The organism is Allobosea sp. RIT-PG3_2 (genome assembly GCF_057321085.1).
The window spans coordinates 848,133-867,613 of sequence record NZ_JBXWCA010000001.1; the positions used below are offsets into that span (position 1 = coordinate 848,133).

The window sequence follows — 19,481 nt, forward strand, 5'->3', positions numbered from 1 at the left end:
TGAAAAGCGGCGCCCGCGGGCCGATGCCACGCGGCGCCGCCGGCCGAGCCTATTCCTCCACCAGACGGCGCGCGATCACCTGCGCCTGGATTTCGGCCGCGCCCTCGAAGATGTTGAGGATGCGGGCGTCGCAGAGCACGCGGCTCACCGGGTATTCCAGCGCGAAACCGTTGCCGCCATGGATCTGCAGGGCATTGTCCGCCGCCGCCCAGGCGACGCGGGCGCCGAGCAGCTTGGCCATGCCGGCCTCGAGGTCGCAGCGCCGATCGGCATCCTTCTCGCGCGCGGCGAAATAGGTGAGTTGCCGGGCGATCAGGATTTCGGCCGCCATCATCGCGAGCTTGTCGGCGACACGCGGGAAGGCGATCAGCGGCTTGCCGAACTGGATGCGCTCCTGCGCGTAGCGCAAGCCGAGGTCGAAGGCCGACTGCGCCACGCCGATGGCGCGGGCGGCCGTCTGAATGCGCGCGGCCTCGAAGGTCTGCATGAGCTGCTTGAAGCCCTGCCCCGGCACGCCGCCGAGCAGGTTCTCGGCCTTGACCGCGAAACCGTCGAAGGCGAGCTCGTATTCCTTCATGCCGCGATAACCGAGCACCTCGATCTCGCCGCCGGTCAGACCCGCCACCGGGAAGGGGTCCTCATCGGTGCCGCGCGGCTTTTCCGCGATCAGCATCGAGAGGCCCTTGTAGCCCGGCTCCGACGGATCGGTGCGGACCAGCAGCGTCATGATGTCGGCGCGGACAGGATGGGTGATCCAGGTCTTGTTGCCATGGACCTTCCAGACCGCGTCCTCCCCCTCGCCTTCCTTCACCGCCCTGGTGCGGAGCGAGGCGAGGTCGGAGCCGGTGTTCGGCTCTGTGAAGACGGCGGTCGGCAGGACCTCGCCCGACGCGAGCTTGGGCAGCCATTTTTCCTTCTGCTCGGGCGTACCGCCGCAGAGGATGAGTTCGGCCGCGATCTCGGAACGGGTGCCGAGCGAGCCGACGCCGATATAGCCGCGCGACAGCTCCTCCGAGACGACGCACATCGAGACCTTCGACAGCCCCATGCCGCCGAATTCCTCAGGGATCGTCAGGCCGAAGACGCCGAGCTCGGCCATCTTCTCGACGACCGGCATCGGGATGTATTCGTTGGCGAGGTGCCATTCATGGGCATGGGGCGTCACCTCCGCAGCGCAGAAGCGGCGCATCTCCGAGCGGATAGCCTCCAGCGTCTCGTCGAGGCCGGGATCGCCGACGCTGGCCGCGCCCTGATCCTGGCTGAACAGCGCAACGAAGCGGGCGCGGTTCTCCGGCGTGTTGCCCTCCGCGATCAGAGCCTCGGCCGCATCCGAGTGGGCGGTGGCAATGGCCTTCTGCGATAGGCCGAGCGCCGGCAGGCGGACGATCTCGCCCTGGCTCATCGGAATGCCGCCGAAGATCTGCGCGGCATATTCACCCGCGCCGATCCGCAGCGCGTAGTCCTCGACGGCACCGTAGCGCCCGTCGCCCTGCAGCCGCTCGCCATAGGCCTTGAGCTCGCGCAACGCCGCGACATAGGTCGCGAGCCAGGACAGGCCGTGCGCCGCATGCTGCTCCGCCTCGAGCCGCGCCGAGGAGATGCGGCCGTCGACGAGCACCTTCTGCCGGACCGACGCGACCGCTTCCTGGAACAGCGTCTCGAAACCCGGCAATGCCGCTTCGATCAGCTCGATCGCATTGGCCCGGCTTTCCGGCTTGGTGGCGATGCTGGCGCCCATGATTTCGACCTCCCCTTTGTTGCGGCGCAGCATAAGGGGAGTTCAAGCGAAACCGAAATCCTCCTTTTTGGGGAGGGCTATTTCCGGCTCGCCAGGACGACGCCGAGGATGGTGACGGCCATGCCGCCGACCTGCAGCGGCGAGAGCGTCTCGCCGAAGAGAATCCAGGCCTCCACGGCGACCAGCGCGGGCACGAGATAGAGGAAGGTCGCGATGCGCGAGACCTCGCCGCGGCGGATCATGAAGAAGTAGAGCCCGATGCTGCCGAGCGAGAGCACGACGGCAGACCATGCCAGCACCAGCAGCATGGTCAGGTTCCATTCGATGTGCATCGGCTCGAACGCAAAGGCGAAGGGCAGCACGACGAGGCAGGCGGCGACATACTGGATCGCCGTCACCGTCCGCAGGTCGCCGGAAGAGACGTGCGCCTTCTGATAGAAGGAACCCAAGGTCACGGAGAACATGCCGATCACGTTGATCAGGATCGGCCCGAGGATGCCCCACAGCGCGGCGGGCTGGACACCGGCGAGCTGGGGCTCCAGCACGATCGCGATGCCGGCGAAGCCGCAGAGGATGCCGAGCCAGCGGACGCCCGAGATACGCTCCCCCAGCATCACCGGAGCGAACAATGCCGTCAGCACCGGCTGCAGGCCGGCGATGAGCCCGGAGATGCCCGCCGGAAGCCCGTGGCGCACCGCCCACCAGAGGCAGCCGAGATAGATACCGTGCAGCAGGATGCCGGAGATCGCCGCGTCGCGCAGCGCGCGCCAGCTGCGCGGCCAGGGTGCGCCCATCGCCAGAGCCAGCAGCGAGACGAGCAGCGCCGCGCTGGCGAAGCGCACGGCGAGAAAGGTCAATGCATCGGCATAGCGTGCCGAATAGCCGGCGACGATCCAGCCCGTCGACCAGAGGAAGGTGAAGACCAGCGGTATCGCGCGCAGGATGAAGGGCGAGGACATTGAAACCTGGGACCGCGGGACCTCGGCGTCTCTATCGCCGATGCGCCCACCGATACAGAGCGCCAGCGCGCCTGGCCCATGTCCCTGCCGAGGGGCAAGGCCTCTCAGTCGCGGTCGGGAGCGCCGGGCGGAAACAGCTTGCGGAAGGGCCGGGCTTCGTCGACCGCCCGCGCGAATGATGGCCTCGCCAGCAACCGGGCACGGTAGGCGCGGACATGGCCGAATGCGGTATCGATCCGGTGAACCCAATCGGCATAGAACAGCGACGGCGCGGCCGCGCAATCGGCCAGGGTGAAGTCGTCGCCACAGGCCCAATGGCGCTGGGCGAGCGCCCCGTCGAGCCAGCGATAGGCCTCGTCCAGCTGCTCGCGCGCCCTGGCGACGCCATAGGGGTCGCGTTCCCCGGCGGGCCGCAGATGGTCGAAGACGATCGCCTGCATTGGCGTCATGACGTAGTTATCGAAGAAGCGATCCATCATGCGGACGGCGAGCGCGGCTTTCGGATCGGCCGGCAGCAGCCGCACCTGTCCGGGATGGAACAAGGCGAGATGCTCGATGATGACTGTCGATTCCAGCACCGTCGTGCCGCCATCGACCAGAACCGGCATGCGCTTCATCGGCCACAGGGCAGCCCATTCGGCGCCGGCCTCCGGATCCTCGGGGCCGAGCACGCGATAGGTGAAGGGCGTGTCGTTCTCGTAAAGCGCGATCAGCACCTTCTGGCTGTAGGACGAGAAGGGATGGGCATAGAGCGTCAGCGACACGGCTTCCTCCTGACTGATCTCATTTTGCAATCAGTCAATACGGAAACCGATCCTGTTTTGCAATCGGATTATCTGCCGAGCGCCTCGGCCACATCCTCATAGGTCCTGAGGCCGGTGCGCGGCGCATAGACGAGCACGGCCATGTTGCCCGGCGCGTGCTGGTTCTTCCACATCTTGTGATGGGCGAGCGGGATCTTGTCCCAGGGGAAGACCTCGGACATGCAGGGGTCGATGCGCCGGTCCAGCACGAACTGGTTGGCGGCGCTCGCCTGCTTGAGATGGGCGAAATGCGAGCCCTGGACGCGCTTCTGCCGCATCCAGACATAGCGGGCGTCGAAGGTGATGTTGAAGCCCGAGGTCCCCGCGCAGAACACCACCATGCCGCCGCGCTTGGCGACGAGGCAGGAAACCGGGAAGGTCGCCTCGCCGGGATGCTCGAAGACGATGTCGACGTCCTTCTTGCCCGTGATGTCCCAGATCGCCTTGCCGAACTTGCGGGCTTCCTTGGTCCACTCCGCGTATTCCGGCGAATTGACCGTGGGCATCTGGCCCCAGCAGTTGAAATCCTTGCGGTTGATCACGCCCTTGGCGCCGAGGCCCAGGACGTAATCGCGCTTGGTCTCGTCGGAGATGACGCCGATGGCGTTGGCGCCCGACGCCGCACAGAGCTGGACGCCGAAGACGCCGAGACCGCCGGAGGCGCCCCAGACGAGCACGTTGTCGCCCGGCTTGATGGTGTGCGGGGCGTGGCCGAAAAGCATGCGGTAGGCGGTCGCCAGCGTCAGCGTGTAGCAGGCGGACTCCTCCCAGGAGAGGTGCCTCGGCTTCAGCATGAGCTGGCGCGACTGCACCCGGCAGAACTGCGCGAAGGAGCCGTCCGGCGTCTCGTAGCCCCAGATGCGCTGGGAGGGGGAGAACATCGGGTCGCCGCCATTGCACTCCTCGTCGTCGCCGTCATCCTGGTTGCAGTGGACGATGACCTCGTCCCCGACCTTCCAGCGCTTCACCTTGGAGCCGACGGCCCAGACGATGCCGGAGGCATCGGAGCCGGCGACATGCAGCGAACCCTTGTGGACGTCGAAGGGCGAGATCGGCTGGCCGAGCCCGGCCCAGATGCCGTTGTAGTTGACGCCACCGGCCATCACGAGGAGCAGAACCTCCTCCTCGCCGATCGACCAGGTCGGCACGACCTCGACCTGAAAGCTCTCCTGCGGCGGCCCGTGACGCTCGCGCCGGATCGCCCAGGCGTACATCTTCTCCGGGACATGGCCGAGCGGCGGCAACTCGTCGAGTTCGTAGAGGTCCTTCAACGATTTCACGGCAGCCTGCGACTTCGACATGGTCGTCTCCCCTGCTCTGATCCGTCCGTCGCGAAGCCTAGGACATCGCGGGCGGGATTATCCGCCGATCATGCATCATATGCTGCGCTGCGCCATTCATCTAAGGAATCACGCCGCAACGCAAAATCCAACTCCACCGGGCGCTTGCGGTTTCTTCACCGTTGAGCCCCATCCTGCGCGCTGGCACGACACGGAGGGGAAGCGATGCGCAGTCTGCTGATGATGATCGGCCTGCCCGACCTGCCGCTCCTGTCGATCCTCATCGTCGTGACGATGATCGTGCTGACAGCGCTCCTGTTCGGCTGGATTTCCGACATGCTGCTCGGAAACGCCGGCTTCGGCATCATGTTCAACGCCGGGTTCATCCTGATCGGCGCCTACGCCGGCGCATGGCTTTGGCACCGTTTTGGCATTCCGACGCGCATCGATGCCAACGCATTGCGCGCGGCGATCGCGGTCGGATCGGGGCTTGTCCTGTTGGTCGTTGCCGCGGTCGTCCGGCCGTGAGGGTCAATCCCGAAGCGCGATTGCGATGCCCCCGCGCAGCGGTTCAACCGCTCCGGCTGGCGGCGAGCATGTAGTTCACGTCCATGTCGCGCGCGGCGCTCCAACGGCCGGTCAGCGGATTGTAGACCACGCCCGTCCGCGTCCCGAGCATGAAGCCGTTGGCTTCGATCGCTTCGCCGAGTTCGTCCGGCGTCACGAACCTCTCCCAGTCATGGGTTCCCTTCGGCAGCCAGCGCAGCACGTATTCGGCACCGACGATGGCGAGCGCATAGGATTTCAGCGTGCGATTGATCGTCGCCATCACCAGCAGCCCATCGGGCTTCACAGCCGCGCAGCAGGCGGCGACGAAGGCCTCGACATCGGCGACATGCTCGACGACCTCCATCGCCAGCACGATGTCGAAGCGCTTGCCGGATTCCACGACCGCCTCGATCGTCTCCTCGCGATAGTCGATGGCGAGACCGGCCTTCTCGGCATGGGCGCTGGCGACGGCGATATTGGTCGGGGCCGGGTCGAGGCCCGTCACCTCGGCGCCGAGCCTTGCCAGCGGCTCTGACAGCACGCCGCCGCCGCAGCCAATATCGACGAGGCTCAGGCCCGAAAGCGCCCGCATCTGCTTCGTGTCGCGGCCGAAATGAGCGCAGGCCTCGTCGCGCACGAAGGCCAGCCGGACTGGATTGAACTTGTGCAGGACGGCCATCGGCCCCTTCGGATCCCACCAGTCGCGCGCGATCGCATCGAAGCGCGCGACCTCGGCCGGGTCTATCGTCGAGCCTGTGCGCTCACTCGCAGCCGCCATGATCCGGTCCTTCGTTTATGCGATGCCGCATTGACACCGCGCCTGCCGCCCGTCATCTACACCCGCCCCGCCGCCAGTGCGAGGGCGAGTTTTCGACCCGGCCTTACCGTCGGGGGCAGCTATCGAGAGCCGAAAAGACCGTCATGGCCCGTCTGGTGATGAAATTCGGTGGCACCTCAGTCGCCACTGTCGAGCGCATCAAGAACGCGGCGCGGCACGTCAAACGCGAGTTCGAGGCCGGCAACGAGGTCGCGATCGTCGTCTCGGCGATGTCGGGCAAGACCAACGAACTCGTCGCCTGGTGCAAGGAAGCGTCGCCGCTCTACGACCACGCCGAGTACGACACCGTCGTCGCCTCGGGCGAGCAGGTCACCTCCGGGCTGATGGCGATCGTGCTGCAGGAGATGGGTCTACCTGCCCGCTCCTGGCAGGGCTGGCAGATTCCGCTCTACGGCTCCGACGCGCATGGCTCGGCCCGGATCGAGGGCGTCGACGGCGCCGGCATCCTCGCCGGCTTCGACCGCAACCGCGAGATCGCCGTCTGCTCCGGCTTCCAGGGCGTCAATCCGCGCACGCACCGTATCGTCACGCTCGGCCGCGGCGGCTCGGACACCAGCGCGGTGGCGCTCGCCGCCGGCCTCAAGGCCGATCGCTGCGACATCTACACCGATGTCGACGGCGTCTACACCACCGATCCGCGCATCGTCCCCAAGGCCAAGCGCATGGACAGGGTCTCCTTCGAGGAAATGCTCGAAATGGCCTCGCTCGGCTCCAAGGTACTGCAGGTGCGCTCGGTCGAAATCGCGATGCTGCATCGCGTGCCGACCTATGTGCGCTCCTCCTTCGACGACCCCGAAAACCCCAATCCTGGCACCCTCATCTGCGACGAGGACGACATCGTGGAACAGCAGATCGTCACCGGCATCGCCTTCTCCCGGGACGAAGCCCAGATCACGCTTCGGCGCGTGGCCGACAAGCCCGGCGTCGCCGCCGCGATCTTCGGCCCGCTCGCCGATGCCAACATCAATGTCGACATGATCATCCAGGTCGTCTCGGACGACCAGGCGACGACCGACATCACCTTCACCGTGCCGACGGCCGATTACGAGCGCGCCAAGACACTGCTCGAGAGCAAGCACGACGTGATTGCCTATCAGGAGATCCAGGGCGCCACCGACGTGGTGAAGATCTCGGCGATCGGCGTCGGCATGCGCTCGCATGCGGGCGTCGCGGCCCGCGCCTTCCGGGCGCTCGCCGAGAAGGGCATCAACATCCGCGCCATCACCACCTCCGAGATCAAGTTCTCGGTCCTGATCGACGCGGCCTATACCGAACTCGCGGTGCGCACGCTGCACTCGCTCTACGGCCTCGACGCCGCCTGAGGCCGCAGCGAACTGCACGTCTTCCGGACTCAACCCGGAATTCACAGAGCACCCTCGTCCGACCTCTAGGAGCTTGATCTACCAGAGCGGCCGCTACCGGGATCAGCACATATGAGCGCCGCGCCGATCTGGCTCTATGACGGCGTCTGCGTGCTTTGTTCCGGCGGGGTGCGTTACACGCTGAAGCATGAGCGCGACCATGCGATCCGCTTCGTTGCGATCCAGTCGCGCGAGGGGCGAGCGCTGGCACTGGCGCACGGCATCGACCCCGATACGCCTGAAAGCTTCCTCTTCATCGAAAACGGCCGGGCGCTCGCGAAATCCGCTGGGGTGCTGGCGCTGCTCGACCATCTCGATGGGCCGGCGCGGCTGCTATTGGCGGGGCGCCTCTTGCCGAAACCCTTGCGGGACTGGCTCTACGACCGTGTCGCGCGCAACCGCTACCGCCTCTTCGGGCAAAAGACCGCCTGCGAGATGCCCGATCCGGCCCAGCGCCATCGGTTCACCCTGCCGGAGACATGATGGGCCGGCGGCGCGTGCTCCTGATCGGTGGGACCGGCGTTTTCGGCCGTCGGCTCGCACATCATCTCGCCCGGACGGAAGGGCTTGATCTCATCGTGACCTCGCGCGACGCCGACAAGGCTCAGGCCGCGGCGCGGGCCATCCGCGCCGCGCCGGGGACGACGGTCTCCGGGATCGGGCTCGATCATCGAAACGGCCTTGCCGATCGCCTCACCGAGATCGCGCCGTGGCTGGTCATCGACGCCTCAGGGCCGTTCCAGGGCGCCAGCTACGACGTGCCGCGTGCCGCGCTCGAAGCCGGCGCCCATGTCGTCGACCTCGCCGATGCGCGAGACTACATCCTCGGCTATGGCCCGGTGCTCGACGAAATCGCGCGCTCGCGCGGGCTGGTGGCGCTTGCCGGAGCAAGTTCGACTCCGGCCCTGTCCACCGCCGCAGTCGCGGCGATCACAGGCGGCTGGAAGCGGATCGATGCGATCGACATCGCGATCACACCGGGCGGGCGCAGCGAAGTCGGCGAGGCGGTCATTGCGGCGATCCTGAGCTACGCAGGGCGACCGGTTCCGGTCTGGCGCGAAGGCGAGTTGCAGGAGACGACAGGCTGGCTCGACAGCCGGGTTATCGCCATGCCCCGGCTGCGGCGGCAGCGTGTGGCGGCGGTCGAGACGGTCGATGTGCAATGGCTCGGCCCACGACTCGGCGTCGCCTCGCGGATCGGATTTCATGCCGGCCTTGAGTCGCATATCGAGCAATGGGGGCTGATGGCGCTGGCGTGGTTGCGTCGGACAGGACTCATCAGATCCCTCGACGGGTTGATCCCTGCCCTCCTGGCTGCGCGCAGGCTGACGCAGGCCACGACATCCAATCGTGGCGGCATGCTGGTCACGGTGACCGGGCTCGATGACGACGGCATTCTGCGCCAGGCGCGCTGGTCATTGCTGGCCGAACAGGGCGACGGGCCTCAGGTCCCGACGCTAGCTGCGGCTGCGGCGTTGCGCGCGCTCATGCGGGGGGCGCTCGAAGCGGGGGCTCGCCCGGCGGCCGGAGCACTGACGCTCAGGGAGATCGAGGCCGAACTGGCTCCCTATGCGATCACGACGCACATCGAAAGCAAAGCGCATGGCCCCGCGCTGCTGCAGCGGGCATTGGACACCGCCACCTTCTCTGCACTGCCTGGGCCTTTGCAGGCCTTCCACGGCGCCGAGGGCTATCCCGTCTGGCGAGGTCGCGCCCGGGTGGAGAACGGCAAGAGTCCGGTCGCCTGGCTGCTGCGGCGCATCATCGGCTTGCCCGAAGCCACAGACGACGTGCCGGTGACTGTCAGTGTCGAGCGCACCGCCATGGAAGGCGGCGCGGCGGAGATCTGGACCCGCAATTTCGGCGGCTGTCGCTTCTCGTCCCGTCTCGACCTCGACCTCGACCGGGGCGGCTGTTTGCGTGAGCGCTTTGGCCCCGTGAGCTTCCGCCTCGATGTCACGGCCGGGAACGGCGAACTCAGGCTCCCCGTCGCCGCCGCTCGGATGCTGGGTCTACCCCTGCCCCGCTTCCTGCTGCCGCGATCGGAGGCGACCGAGAGTGTGGATACGCAGGGCCGCTTCCATTTCGACGTGAAGTTGACGCTGCCGATCTTCGGTCTGCTCGTGCGCTATGTCGGCTGGCTCACGCCCAGGGCATGAGCCGGTTTTTCACTCAGCCGGATGGGTGATCTGCGCCGGATCCTGCTTGCTGCCCCGCAGCCAGCCACCGAGCCGGAGGAGCCCGTTCGACAGCCTGTCCATGTAGAGGAACAGGACGGGCGTGATGAACAGCGTCAGCACCTGCGAGATCATCAGGCCGCCGACCACCGCGATGCCCAGCGGCTGGCGCAGCTCCGCGCTGGCGCCGGCGCCGAGCGCTATCGGCAGCGTGCCCATCAACGCCGCCAGCGTCGTCATCAGGATCGGCCGGAAGCGCATCACGCAGGCCTGATGGATCGCCTCCTGCGCACTCTTGCCCTCCCGCAGGAGCACGAGGGCGACGTCGATCATCATGATCGCGTTCTTCTTGACGATGCCGATCAGCATGAGCAGGCCGATGATGGCGATCACCGAGAGATCCATGTCGAAGAGCCTGAGCGCCCCGAGCGCGCCGATCGCGGCGGATGGCAGGCCGGTCAGGATCGTCAGCGGGTGGATGAAGCTCTCGTAGAGGATGCCGAGCACGATGTAGATCGTCAGGATCGCGCCCGCGATCAGCAGCCCCTGGTTCGCCAGCGAATCCTGGAAGGTCTTGGCGGTGCCGGCGAGCGTGGTCGAAAGCGACTTCGGCAGGCCGATCTGCTCCTTGAGCGCATTGATGCGGTTGACGCTGTCGCCGAGCGCGACGCCGGGCGGCAGGTTGTAGGAGATCGTCACCGCCGGGAGCTGGCCGAGCTGGTTGACCGTGAGCTGGCCTGCCGTGCGCTCGATCCGGGCGAAGGCGCCGAACGGCACCAGATTGCCGTTCTTGGTGCGAACGCGAATCGCGTTCAGCCGCTCCGGCGTCCAGTGTTCGTTCGGATTGAACTCCACGACGACGTTGTAGTTGTCGCCAGTCGTATAGATCGTCGAGACCTGCCGGACGCCGAAGCCCGAATAGAGCGTCGAGCGCAGGATGTCGGCACCGATGCCCAGCGCATTGGCCTTGTCGCGGTCGACCGTGAGCGTGGCCTGCAAAGCATTGTTCTGCAGATCGGTGGTGACGTCGGCGAAAACCTCCCGGTCACGGCTCATGGCGTCAGCCAACCGCAGGGACCAGTCGTTCATCAGCGCCTGGTCGAGCCCCTGCACGACGAGCTGATACTGGCTCTTCGAGGAGCGCGCACCGATGTTCAGGTTCTGCACCGGCACCATGTAGGTGTTGATGCCCGCGACCTGGGCGAGGTCACGACGGAGCGAGGTGAGAACCTGCGCGAGCTTGGGACGCTCGTCCAGCGGCTTCAGCTCGACGAAGAGGCGCCCGGAGTTCAGCGCGCTTCCGCCGCCGCCATTGCCGCCCACCGACGAAGCCACATGCGCGACATAGGGCGACTTGCGGAAGATGTCGGCGACCTCGGCCTGCAGCTTCAGCATCGCATCGAAGGAGATGTCCTGCCGGGCTTCGGTCGAGACCTGGAGCTGGCCGATATCCTCCTGCGGGAAGAAGCCCTTCGGTGCGGTCTGCAGCAGCCAGACCGTGCCGGCCATGGTCAAGAAGAAGGCCAGCAGCATCAGCGGCTGGAAGCGCAGGCAGAACTTCAGCCCGCGATCATAGCCCGCGAGGATCGCGTCGAAGCCTTTCTCGAGCCAGCGGCCGAGCGCGTTCTCCTGATGATGCTCGGAGTAGCCCGAGAGCAGGCGCGAGCACAGCATCGGCGTCAGCGTCAGCGAGACGAAGGCGGAGGCGAGGATCGACACCGTCACCACCACGGCGAACTCGTTGAAGATGCGGCCGATGACGCCGCCCATGAGCAGCACGGGAATGAAGACCGCGACCAGGGAGAGCGAGATCGAGATGATGGTGAAGCCGATCTCGCTCGCGCCCTTCAGCGATGCCTCATAGGCCGAGAGCCCGTCCTCCTCCATATGCCGGACGATGTTCTCCAGCATGACGATGGCGTCGTCGACGACGAGGCCGACCGATAGCGTGAGGCCGAGGAGCGAGATGTTGTCGATCGAGAAATCGAGGAGATACATCGCCGCCAGCGTCGCGATGATGGAGATCGGAACTGCCACCGCCGGGATGAAGGTTGCGGCGACGCGGCGCAGGAAGGCGAAGATCACCATGATCACCAGGGCGATGGTGAGCAGCAGGGTGAGCTGCACATCGTCCACGGCCTGGCGGATCGAGGTCGAGCGGTCGTTGAGCAGCGAAAGCGAGGCAGCGGCCGGCAGTTGCTCCTCGAAAGCCGGGATCATCGCCTTGACGCGGTCGACGACTTCCACGGTGTTGGCGTCGGGTTGACGCTGCACCGCCAGCACGATCGCCGGCACGCCGTCATAGGTGCTGCGCGTCTGGGTATTCTCGACGGAGTCGATCACCTTGGCGACATCGCCGAGCCTGACCGGCTTGCCCGCGCGCGTCGCGATGATGACGTTGGAGAACTGGGCGGCGTTGGCGAGCTGGGTCTGCGCCTGGATGGTGAGTTGCTGGGCCGTGTTCTGGATCGTGCCGACCGGCGTATTGGCATTGGTCGCGGTGATCGCGAGCTGCAATTCATCGAGGCCGATGCCGCGCGCGGCCAGCGCGGTCGGATCGATCTGGATGCGCACCGCGTATTTCTGGCTGCCCCAGATCAGGACCTGGGCGACGCCGTCGACCGTGGAGAGCGCCGGCGAGATCACCTGCTGGGCGAAGGCGTCGAGCTGCGAGAGCGGCACCACATCGCTCTTCAGCGCCATCAGGATGATCGGCGCATCGGCCGGGTTCACCTTGCGGTAGCTCGGCGGCGTCGTCATCTCGATCGGCAATTGCCGCTGGGTGCGAGTGATCGCGGCCTGCACGTCGGCGGCCGCGGCGTCGATGTCGCGGTTCAGCACGAACTGGATCGCGATCGAGGTCGAACCCTGCGAGTTCGTGGTCGAGATCGAGTCGATGCCGGCGATGGTGCCGAACTGCTTGACCAGCGGCGTCGCGACAGAGGTCGCCATGGTGTCCGGCGAGGCGCCGGGCAATTGGGCGGAGACGTTGACGACCGGGAACTCGGCACGCGGCAAGGCGGCCACCGGCAGGAAGCGCCAGGCGAAGAGCCCCGCCAGCACCAGCGAGACCGACATCAGGATGGTGGCGACGGGGTGCTTGATGCAGAAGGCCGAGATGTTCATGAGCGTGCGCCTTCCGCCACCGGCGTGCTTTGCGGCGGCTTCTCGCTCGTCGCGGCACGCTCCCGCACCCGCGTGCCCTGCTTCAGGCGCATCTGTCCGTCGGTGACGACCCGCTCGCCCGGCGCGATGCCCTCGGTCAACGCCGTCTTGTCGCCGTCGCTGAGCGCGACCTTGATCTGGCGCAGGTCGACGGTCGAATCCGGCTTGATGACAAAGGCGTAGGGCCCCTGCTGCCCGGTCTGGACCGCGACGGTGGGGATCACGGTGACGCCGGTCAGCGTTTCCGGAATGATCTCGACGTCGACATACTGGCCGGGCCAGAGCGTGAGGTCGTCATTGGTGAAGGCGGCCTTGGCGGTGATGGTTCCAGAGGTGATGTCGACCGTCGAATCGACGAAATTGAGCCTGCCCTCCACCGGCGGGCGGCCCGAATTCGGCACGCGGGCCGTCACCGGCACGGGCTTGGCGGCGGCCAGCGCACCGTGCAGGGTCGGCAGCTCATTCTCCGGCATGGCGAAGGAGACGCGCAGCGGCTTCATCTGCGTGATCGTCAGCAGGCCGGTGGCGCCGCTGCTGTTGCTGGCATTGGCGCTGACCAGGTTGCCCGGCGTGACCTGGACCGCGCCGATGCGGCCCTCGATCGGTGCCGTGATCCGCGTATAGCCGAGCTTGAGCCGGTCGGCATCGAGCGTGGCATGGTCGCCCTGGATGCTGGCCGCGGAGCTGCGCTCGTCCGCGGTCGCCTGATCGACCTGCGCCTGCGTGCCGGCATTGCGGATGAAGAGCTGCTTGTAGCGCTCGAGATCGGCGACGTTGCGGGTATGGGTCGCCTCGTCGCGCGCGAGCATCGCCTCGTCCTTGGCGATCTGAGCCTTGATGTCGCGGTCGTCGAGGGTGAAGAGCAGGTCGCCGGCCTTGACGAACTGCCCGTCGGTGACGTGCTGGGCCATGATCTGGCTGTCGATGCGCGAGCGCACCACGACGCTCGCCGGCGTCTCGACGAAGCCGATCGCGCGCTTGCGCACCGGGAAGTCAGCCTGGACGGCAGCGGCGGAGACGATCGCGACAGCCGCGCCGTCACCGCGATTGCGGGCCGTCTGCGCGCCTTCGGGCGCGCGTGAACGCACATACCAGACGCCCGCGGCAACAGCCGCGACCAGAACCAGACCGACGATAAATCCTGAACGCTTCATGTTCTCTCCACTCGTTCAGGCGGTCTGGCCGGCGACAGCCGGCACCTGCAGCTTGTCTTCCCGCTGGGGGCGGGTCTGCTCGCGGATGGCGGCCAACGCCTCCAGCGCCGCAAGAATCGAACTCTCCTCGACGCTGCCCAGCACCTCCTGCGCGATCGCGGTGCGCACCTGATCGAGATCGTCGACCAGCGCGCGGCCTTCCGGGGTAAGGTAGAGCCGATAGGCACGCCGGTCGGCGGGGTCCTCGCGGCGCTCGATCAGGTTCTGCCCCTGCAGGCGATCGAGCAGGCGCGCGAGTGAAATCGGCTGCAAATCCATCTGCTCGGCGAGAGCCGCCTGATTCAGCCCCTCCTGCCGTCGCAAACGAGCCATCACGCCCCATTGCGCCCGTGTCGTGCCGTGCTGGCGGGCACGCTGATCGACATAGGTCCGCAGCAGACGGGAGGTTTCGACGAGCTGGAACATGAATTCCCGCCGCAAGGGTCGCTTCATACACCGATCTCCAAGAACGTAAGCCTGCTTATAGTATGTCAGATTACGGCGATTTCGCGGTTGCACAATAAGAAGCGCGGAATCGTGAGGAGCGCCGCCCTGAGCGCGCATCGCTTTTGCGCGCGCGCCTCTGGCTTCGCACGGGCAAGCGCTTCTAGACTGCGCCCGAAAACGCGCCCTCTTCGAGAAGTTCTCCCGACATGAGTCAGCTCTTCAGCCCCTATCAGCTTGGCGGCCTCACGCTCGCCAACCGCATCATCATCGCGCCGATGTGCCAGTATTCGGCGCAGGATGGCTGCGCCACGGACTGGCACACCATCCATCTCGGCCACCTCGCACTGTCAGGCGCCGCGCTCCTCGTCATCGAGGCCACGGCCGTCGAGCCGGACGGACGCATCAGCCCCTTCGATCTCGGCCTGTGGTCGGACGAGACGGAGGCGGCCTTGGGCAAGGCGCTGCAATCCGCCCGCGCCTGGTCGGACATGCCGATCGCGATCCAATTGGCGCATGCGGGGCGCAAGGCCTCCGTCGCGCAGCCCTGGAACGGCGGCGGCCAGCTCGGCCTCGACGAGGGCGGTTGGACGGTACATGCACCTTCAACGATCGGCTTCGAGACCTATCCGCGGCCGCCGCGTGCGCTCACCAAGGACGACATCGCGCGGCTCTGCGAGGCCTTCGCGGATTCGGCACGACGGAGCGTCCGGCTCGGTCTGGCAGCCATCGAACTGCACGGCGCGCACGGCTATCTGATGCACCAGTTCCTCTCGCCGCTCTCGAACAGGCGCGAGGACGAATATGGCGGCTCGCTCGAGAACCGCATGCGCTTCCCGCTGGAAGTCCTGGACGCGGTGCGCGCGGTGGTGCCGGCGGGTTTCCCGGTCGGCTTCCGCATCTCCGGCACCGACTGGGTCGAAGGCGGCTGGAATATCGAGGATAGCATCACCTTCTCCGAGGCAGCCAAGGCGCGCGGCGCCGACTTCATCCATGTCTCCAGCGGCGGGCTCTCGGCGGCCCAGAAGATCCCGCTCGGCCCGAGCTACCAGGTTCCGCTCGCGCGGGCCGTGAAGCAGGCAACGGGAATCACCACGATCGCCGTCGGCCTGATCACCGACCCGGAGCAGGCCGAGGCGATCGTCGGCACCGGCGAAGCCGATCTCATCGGGCTGGCGCGCGGCATCCTCTACAATCCGCGCTGGCCCTGGCATGCGGCGGCAGAGCTCGGCGCCAGCGTCAAGGCGCCGAACCAGTATCTGCGCTCTCAGCCGCGACAGTATTCCAAGCTGTTCGCCTGAGTTCGTCTTGCTGCTCCCGGTCATCCCGGACGGAGCGAAACGCAGATCCGGGATCCATGCCTAAAGCTTCTTCGGAAGCACTCCGGCATGGACCCCGGGTCTCCCTCCGGTCGCCCGGGGTGACCGCGTGCGATATCAAGCCCCGTAGAATCGCGAGAAACGCCGAGACATGACCGCCTATTCCGACCTCGCCGCCCATTTCGGCCGCATCGCCGCGCTCTCCAACGCCGTCGGCATCCTGCAATGGGACAATGACACGATGATGCCGAAAGGCGCCGCCGAGACGCGGGCCGAAAGCATGGCGCTGCTGCATGTGATGCGCCACGGCCTGGCGACAGACGCCCGCATCGGCGGCTGGCTCGCGGAGGCCGAAAACGACGGCGGTCTCGGCGCCTGGGAGAAGGCCAACCTGCGCGAGATCCGGCGCGTCTGGACGGTCGACACCGCGCTGCCCGCCGATCTCGTCGAGGCATCGAGCAAGGCGGTCTCGGCCTGCGAGATGCGCTGGCGGCAAGCGCGGGTCGATTCCGATTTCGCGGGGTTGCTGCCCTATCTCGCCGAGGTGCTGAACCTCCAGCGCCAGATCGGCAAGGCCAAGGGCGAGAAGCTCGGCGTCTCGCCCTACGACGCGTTGCTCAACGATTATGAGCCAGGCGGCAGCTCGGCAAAGATCGACGGGCTCTTCGACGATCTCGCCGCCTTCCTGCCCGGCTTCACACAGGAAGCGATGGCGGTGCAGGCGCGCCGGCCGGCACTGCCGGCGCTCGAAGGTCCGTTCGCGACCGAGACACAGCGCGCGCTCGGCCTGCGCCTGATGGCAGCGCTAGGCTACGATTTCGAGCGCGGGCGGCTCGACATCTCGACCCATCCCTTCTGCGGCGGTGCCGACAACGATGTGCGCATCACCACGCGCTACGACGAGGCCGACTTCACCAAGGCGCTGATGGGCGTGCTGCACGAGACCGGCCATGCGCTCTACGAGCAGGGCCGGCCACAGGGCCATATGAACCAGCCGGTCGGCGCCGCGCGCGGCATGAGTATCCATGAAAGCCAGTCGCTGCTGATGGAGATGCAGGCCTGTCGCTCGCGCCAGTTCCTCGCCTTCGCCGCGCCGCTGATGCGCGAGAGCTTCGGTGGCGCCGGCCCCGCCTGGGAGACCGAGGCGATGTGGCACCGTTATACGCGCGTCGAGCCCGGCTTCATCCGCGTCGATGCCGACGAGGTGACCTATCCGGCCCATGTCATCCTGCGCTACCGGCTGGAGAAGGCGCTGATCGCCAACGAGATGCCGCTCGCCGAACTGCCTGCCGCCTGGAACGCCGGGATGAAATCCCTGCTCGGCGTCACCGTGCCCGACGACCGGGTCGGTTGCCTGCAGGATATCCACTGGCCCTCCGGCGGCTGGGGCTATTTCCCGACCTATACGCTCGGCGCGATGACGGCGGCGCAGATCTTCGACGCCGCCTGCCGGGCCGAGCCAGGCATCCTGCCCGGCATCGGCAAGGGCGATTTCAGCCCGCTGGTCGGCTGGCTGCGCGCCAACATCCACGGCAAGGGCTCTCTGCTCCCGACCGACGATCTGCTCACCGAAGCGACGGGCCGGCCGCTCGACGCCTCCGTGTTCAAGGCGCATCTGCGCCGCCGTTATATCGAAGAGGCTTGATCTTTCTGATTTTATTTATTCGAAACAAAGACTTGTCCGCGGCTTCATGCTGATCCGCCATGCCGCTTTCGGGCTTGCATCAAGGGGCCGGAAGCGGGATGTCGGAAACGACCTCCCGCTTCGGTGACCGATCATGACCCAGACCAAGCCCGCCCCCCGCATCGCCATCACCTATTGCTCGATGTGCAACTGGATGCTGCGCTCGGCCTGGCTGGGGCAGGAGTTGCTCTCCACCTTCGGGCAGGATCTCGGCGAGGTCGCGCTGATCCCGCGCACGGGCGGCATCTTCCAGATCACCTATGACGGCGAGCTGATCTGGGACCGCAAGACCGATGGCGGATTCCCGGATTCCAAGGTGCTGAAGCAGCGCGTGCGCGACCGGCTCGACCCCGAGCGCAGCCTCGGCCATGTCGACGGGCACACGATGTCGACGGAAGCGGAGAGCTGAGACTTAGGAATTACGTCGTCATCCCGGCTGCAGCAAAGCGGAGCGCCGGGATCCATCGTAGGGCTCCGCGCTCTACGATGGATCCCGGATCTGCGCTGCTTCGCAGCTTGTCCGGGATGACCGAGTGGTTCCGTGCCATATCCGGAGGCGCAACGGCGCGCCTCTTCAGACCGCGTGCTTCCGCGTCGCCGCCACCCAGGATTTCAACCGCTCCTCGGGATCGGCGTTCAGCGTGATGTCGGTCACGGCTGCCACGATGTCGGCGCCGGCGTCGAAAACGCCCGGCGCGCGTTCCAGCGAAATGCCGCCGATGCCGACCAGCGGCAGGTCGCCGATGCGGCGCTTCCACTCGCCAAGCCGCTCCAGCCCTTGCGGGCCGAAGCGCATCTGCTTGAGGATTGTCGGATAGACCGGGCCGAGCGCGACATAATCCGGCTCCGTCGCCAGCGCGCGCTCCAGCTCGGCCTCGTCATGGCTGCTGACGCCGAGCTTGAGGCCAGCCTTGCGGATCGCGCCGAGATCGGCGGTGTCGAGATCCTCCTGACCGAGATGGAGGAAATCGCAGCCCTCCGCGATGGCGAGCTTCCAGTAGTCGTTGACGACGAGCACGCAGCCAGCTGCCGCGCAGAGCCGCTTGGCGCGAGCGATCTCGCGGGCAACCTCGATTTCGGGCCGATCCTTGACGCGCAATTGCACCAGCTTCACGCCGAGCGGCAGCATCCGCTCCAGCCAGTCGGCGCTGTCGAAGATGGGATAGAACGGATCGAGCTTCATGCGAGACAGGTCTTTCATGCCAGGAAGGCCTTGCCCATGACGGGCGTGGAGGGAGCTGCCATGTCGCGCGCCTCGATCGGCTGCGCCTCGAAAGCGAGCCGGCCTGCGCGGATGGCGAGCGCGAAGGCCTCCGCCATCGCGGCCGGGTCCCCTGCCCTGGCGACGGCCGTGTTGAGCAGGATGCCGTCATAGCCCAGCTCCATCGCCTGCGCGGCATGGGAGGGCAGGCCGATGCCGGCGTCGACGACGAGTGGAATATCCGGGAAATGCTGGCGCATGGTCCGCAGCCCGTACGGGTTGTTGAGCCCCCTGCCCGATCCGATCGGCGCGCCCCAGGGCATCAGCACCTCGCAGCCGGCGTCGAGCAGGCGCCCGCCGATGACGATGTCCTCTGTCGTGTAGGGGAAGACCTTGAAGCCGTCATCGGCGAGGATGCGGGCGGCTTCGACCAGCGCGATCACATCCGGCTGAAGCGTGTCGTCCTCGCCGATGACCTCGAGCTTGATCCAGTCGGTGCCGAAGACCTCGCGGGCCATCTGCGCCGTGGTCACCGCCTCTTTCACCGTGTGGCAGCCCGCTGTGTTCGGCAGCACCTTGACGCCGAGCTCGCGGATGAGCGCCCAGAACGCCTGCCCCGCCGCGCCACCGGACGATTCCCGGCGCAGCGAAACGGTGACGACCTCGACGCCGGAGCGCTTCACCGCCTCGGCGAGGATGGCGGGCGACGGATATTGCGCCGTGCCGAGGAAAAGCGGGTTTTGCGGCTCGAAGCCATAGAAGGATGCCAT

Annotated in this window: 17 protein-coding genes; 7 read left to right on the plus strand and 10 right to left on the minus strand. The window is 66.8% G+C overall.

Translation table 11 applies throughout. The features are described 5' to 3' along the window. Positions 1-49: 49 nt before the first annotated feature. The 4 genes from AC2FAN_RS03825 to ccrA all read right to left on the minus strand — a co-directional run bounded on the left by AC2FAN_RS03825 (position 50) and on the right by ccrA (position 4,801). Positions 50-1,738: an acyl-CoA dehydrogenase family protein gene (locus tag AC2FAN_RS03825; RefSeq protein ID WP_485172765.1), complete on the minus strand. Its 1,689-nt coding sequence runs from the start codon at positions 1,736-1,738 to the stop codon at positions 50-52. Positions 1,739-1,815: 77 nt separating this feature from the next. Continuing rightward, a complete protein-coding gene (locus tag AC2FAN_RS03830; protein ID WP_485172766.1) occupies positions 1,816-2,697 on the minus strand; it encodes a DMT family transporter in 882 nt (293 codons plus the stop codon). A 104-nt stretch (positions 2,698-2,801) separates the two neighbouring features. Then, positions 2,802-3,461, minus strand: coding sequence for a glutathione S-transferase family protein (locus tag AC2FAN_RS03835; protein WP_485172767.1), 660 nt, complete (start codon positions 3,459-3,461; stop codon positions 2,802-2,804). Positions 3,462-3,529: 68 nt separating this feature from the next. Beyond that, entirely contained in the window at positions 3,530-4,801 is a 1,272-nt protein-coding gene (ccrA, locus tag AC2FAN_RS03840; protein WP_485172768.1) for a crotonyl-CoA carboxylase/reductase, read from the minus strand. A 204-nt stretch (positions 4,802-5,005) separates the two neighbouring features. Between ccrA and AC2FAN_RS03845 the strand changes: the two genes are divergently transcribed. Further along, the gene (locus AC2FAN_RS03845; protein ID WP_485172769.1) at positions 5,006-5,308 is read left to right on the plus strand and encodes a hypothetical protein; all 303 of its coding nucleotides are present in this window, start codon (positions 5,006-5,008) and stop codon (positions 5,306-5,308) included. A 43-nt stretch (positions 5,309-5,351) separates the two neighbouring features. Here AC2FAN_RS03845 and ubiG read toward each other — a convergent pair whose 3' ends face one another. Then, the gene (ubiG, locus tag AC2FAN_RS03850; protein WP_485172770.1) at positions 5,352-6,107 is read right to left on the minus strand and encodes a bifunctional 2-polyprenyl-6-hydroxyphenol methylase/3-demethylubiquinol 3-O-methyltransferase UbiG; all 756 of its coding nucleotides are present in this window, start codon (positions 6,105-6,107) and stop codon (positions 5,352-5,354) included. Positions 6,108-6,250: 143 nt separating this feature from the next. Between ubiG and AC2FAN_RS03855 the strand changes: the two genes are divergently transcribed. The 3 genes from AC2FAN_RS03855 to AC2FAN_RS03865 all read left to right on the plus strand — a co-directional run bounded on the left by AC2FAN_RS03855 (position 6,251) and on the right by AC2FAN_RS03865 (position 9,687). Continuing rightward, the gene (locus AC2FAN_RS03855; protein ID WP_265052747.1) at positions 6,251-7,489 is read left to right on the plus strand and encodes an aspartate kinase; all 1,239 of its coding nucleotides are present in this window, start codon (positions 6,251-6,253) and stop codon (positions 7,487-7,489) included. 111 nt (positions 7,490-7,600) lie between these two features. After that, positions 7,601-8,011, plus strand: a complete 411-nt coding sequence (locus tag AC2FAN_RS03860) for a thiol-disulfide oxidoreductase DCC family protein (protein WP_485172771.1) — start codon at positions 7,601-7,603, stop codon at positions 8,009-8,011. Then, complete coding sequence (locus tag AC2FAN_RS03865; RefSeq protein ID WP_265052745.1) at positions 8,011-9,687, plus strand: saccharopine dehydrogenase family protein; 1,677 nt, start codon at positions 8,011-8,013, stop codon at positions 9,685-9,687. Before AC2FAN_RS03860 ends, AC2FAN_RS03865 begins: the two co-directional genes overlap by 1 nt. A 9-nt stretch (positions 9,688-9,696) precedes the next feature. Here the strand turns inward: AC2FAN_RS03865 and AC2FAN_RS03870 are convergent, their stop codons facing one another. From AC2FAN_RS03870 to AC2FAN_RS03880, 3 genes are read right to left on the minus strand one after another with little or no spacing between them, the layout of a single operon-like run. Continuing rightward, positions 9,697-12,831, minus strand: a complete 3,135-nt coding sequence (locus AC2FAN_RS03870) for an efflux RND transporter permease subunit (protein WP_485172772.1) — start codon at positions 12,829-12,831, stop codon at positions 9,697-9,699. Beyond that, entirely contained in the window at positions 12,828-14,024 is a 1,197-nt protein-coding gene (locus AC2FAN_RS03875) for an efflux RND transporter periplasmic adaptor subunit (protein ID WP_485172773.1), read from the minus strand. Before AC2FAN_RS03875 ends, AC2FAN_RS03870 begins: the two co-directional genes overlap by 4 nt. A gap of 15 nt (positions 14,025-14,039) precedes the next feature. Further along, positions 14,040-14,516 carry a MarR family winged helix-turn-helix transcriptional regulator gene (locus AC2FAN_RS03880; protein WP_485172774.1) on the minus strand — a complete coding sequence of 159 codons (477 nt, stop codon included), beginning with the start codon at positions 14,514-14,516 and terminating at the stop codon, positions 14,040-14,042. 200 nt (positions 14,517-14,716) lie between these two features. Here AC2FAN_RS03880 and AC2FAN_RS03885 point away from each other — a divergent pair, with 200 nt between their 5' ends. The 3 genes from AC2FAN_RS03885 (at position 14,717) to AC2FAN_RS03895 (ending at position 17,919) form a co-directional block, all read left to right on the plus strand. Continuing rightward, a complete protein-coding gene (locus AC2FAN_RS03885) occupies positions 14,717-15,808 on the plus strand; it encodes an NADH:flavin oxidoreductase/NADH oxidase (protein WP_485172775.1) in 1,092 nt (363 codons plus the stop codon). A 169-nt stretch (positions 15,809-15,977) separates the two neighbouring features. Next, on the plus strand, positions 15,978-17,471 hold the full coding sequence (locus AC2FAN_RS03890; protein ID WP_485172776.1) for a carboxypeptidase M32: 1,494 nt from the start codon (positions 15,978-15,980) through the stop codon (positions 17,469-17,471). A gap of 133 nt (positions 17,472-17,604) precedes the next feature. Then, complete coding sequence (locus tag AC2FAN_RS03895) at positions 17,605-17,919, plus strand: Rdx family protein (RefSeq protein ID WP_265052739.1); 315 nt, start codon at positions 17,605-17,607, stop codon at positions 17,917-17,919. Positions 17,920-18,084: 165 nt separating this feature from the next. Here the strand turns inward: AC2FAN_RS03895 and AC2FAN_RS03900 are convergent, their stop codons facing one another. Together AC2FAN_RS03900 and AC2FAN_RS03905 are read right to left on the minus strand one after the other, a co-directional pair. Continuing rightward, positions 18,085-18,693 (minus strand): thiamine phosphate synthase, encoded by a 609-nt coding sequence (locus AC2FAN_RS03900; protein WP_485173047.1) that lies wholly within the window; start codon positions 18,691-18,693, stop codon positions 18,085-18,087. A 14-nt stretch (positions 18,694-18,707) separates the two neighbouring features. Next, the gene (locus AC2FAN_RS03905) at positions 18,708-19,481 is read right to left on the minus strand and encodes a thiazole synthase (RefSeq protein WP_485172777.1); all 774 of its coding nucleotides are present in this window, start codon (positions 19,479-19,481) and stop codon (positions 18,708-18,710) included.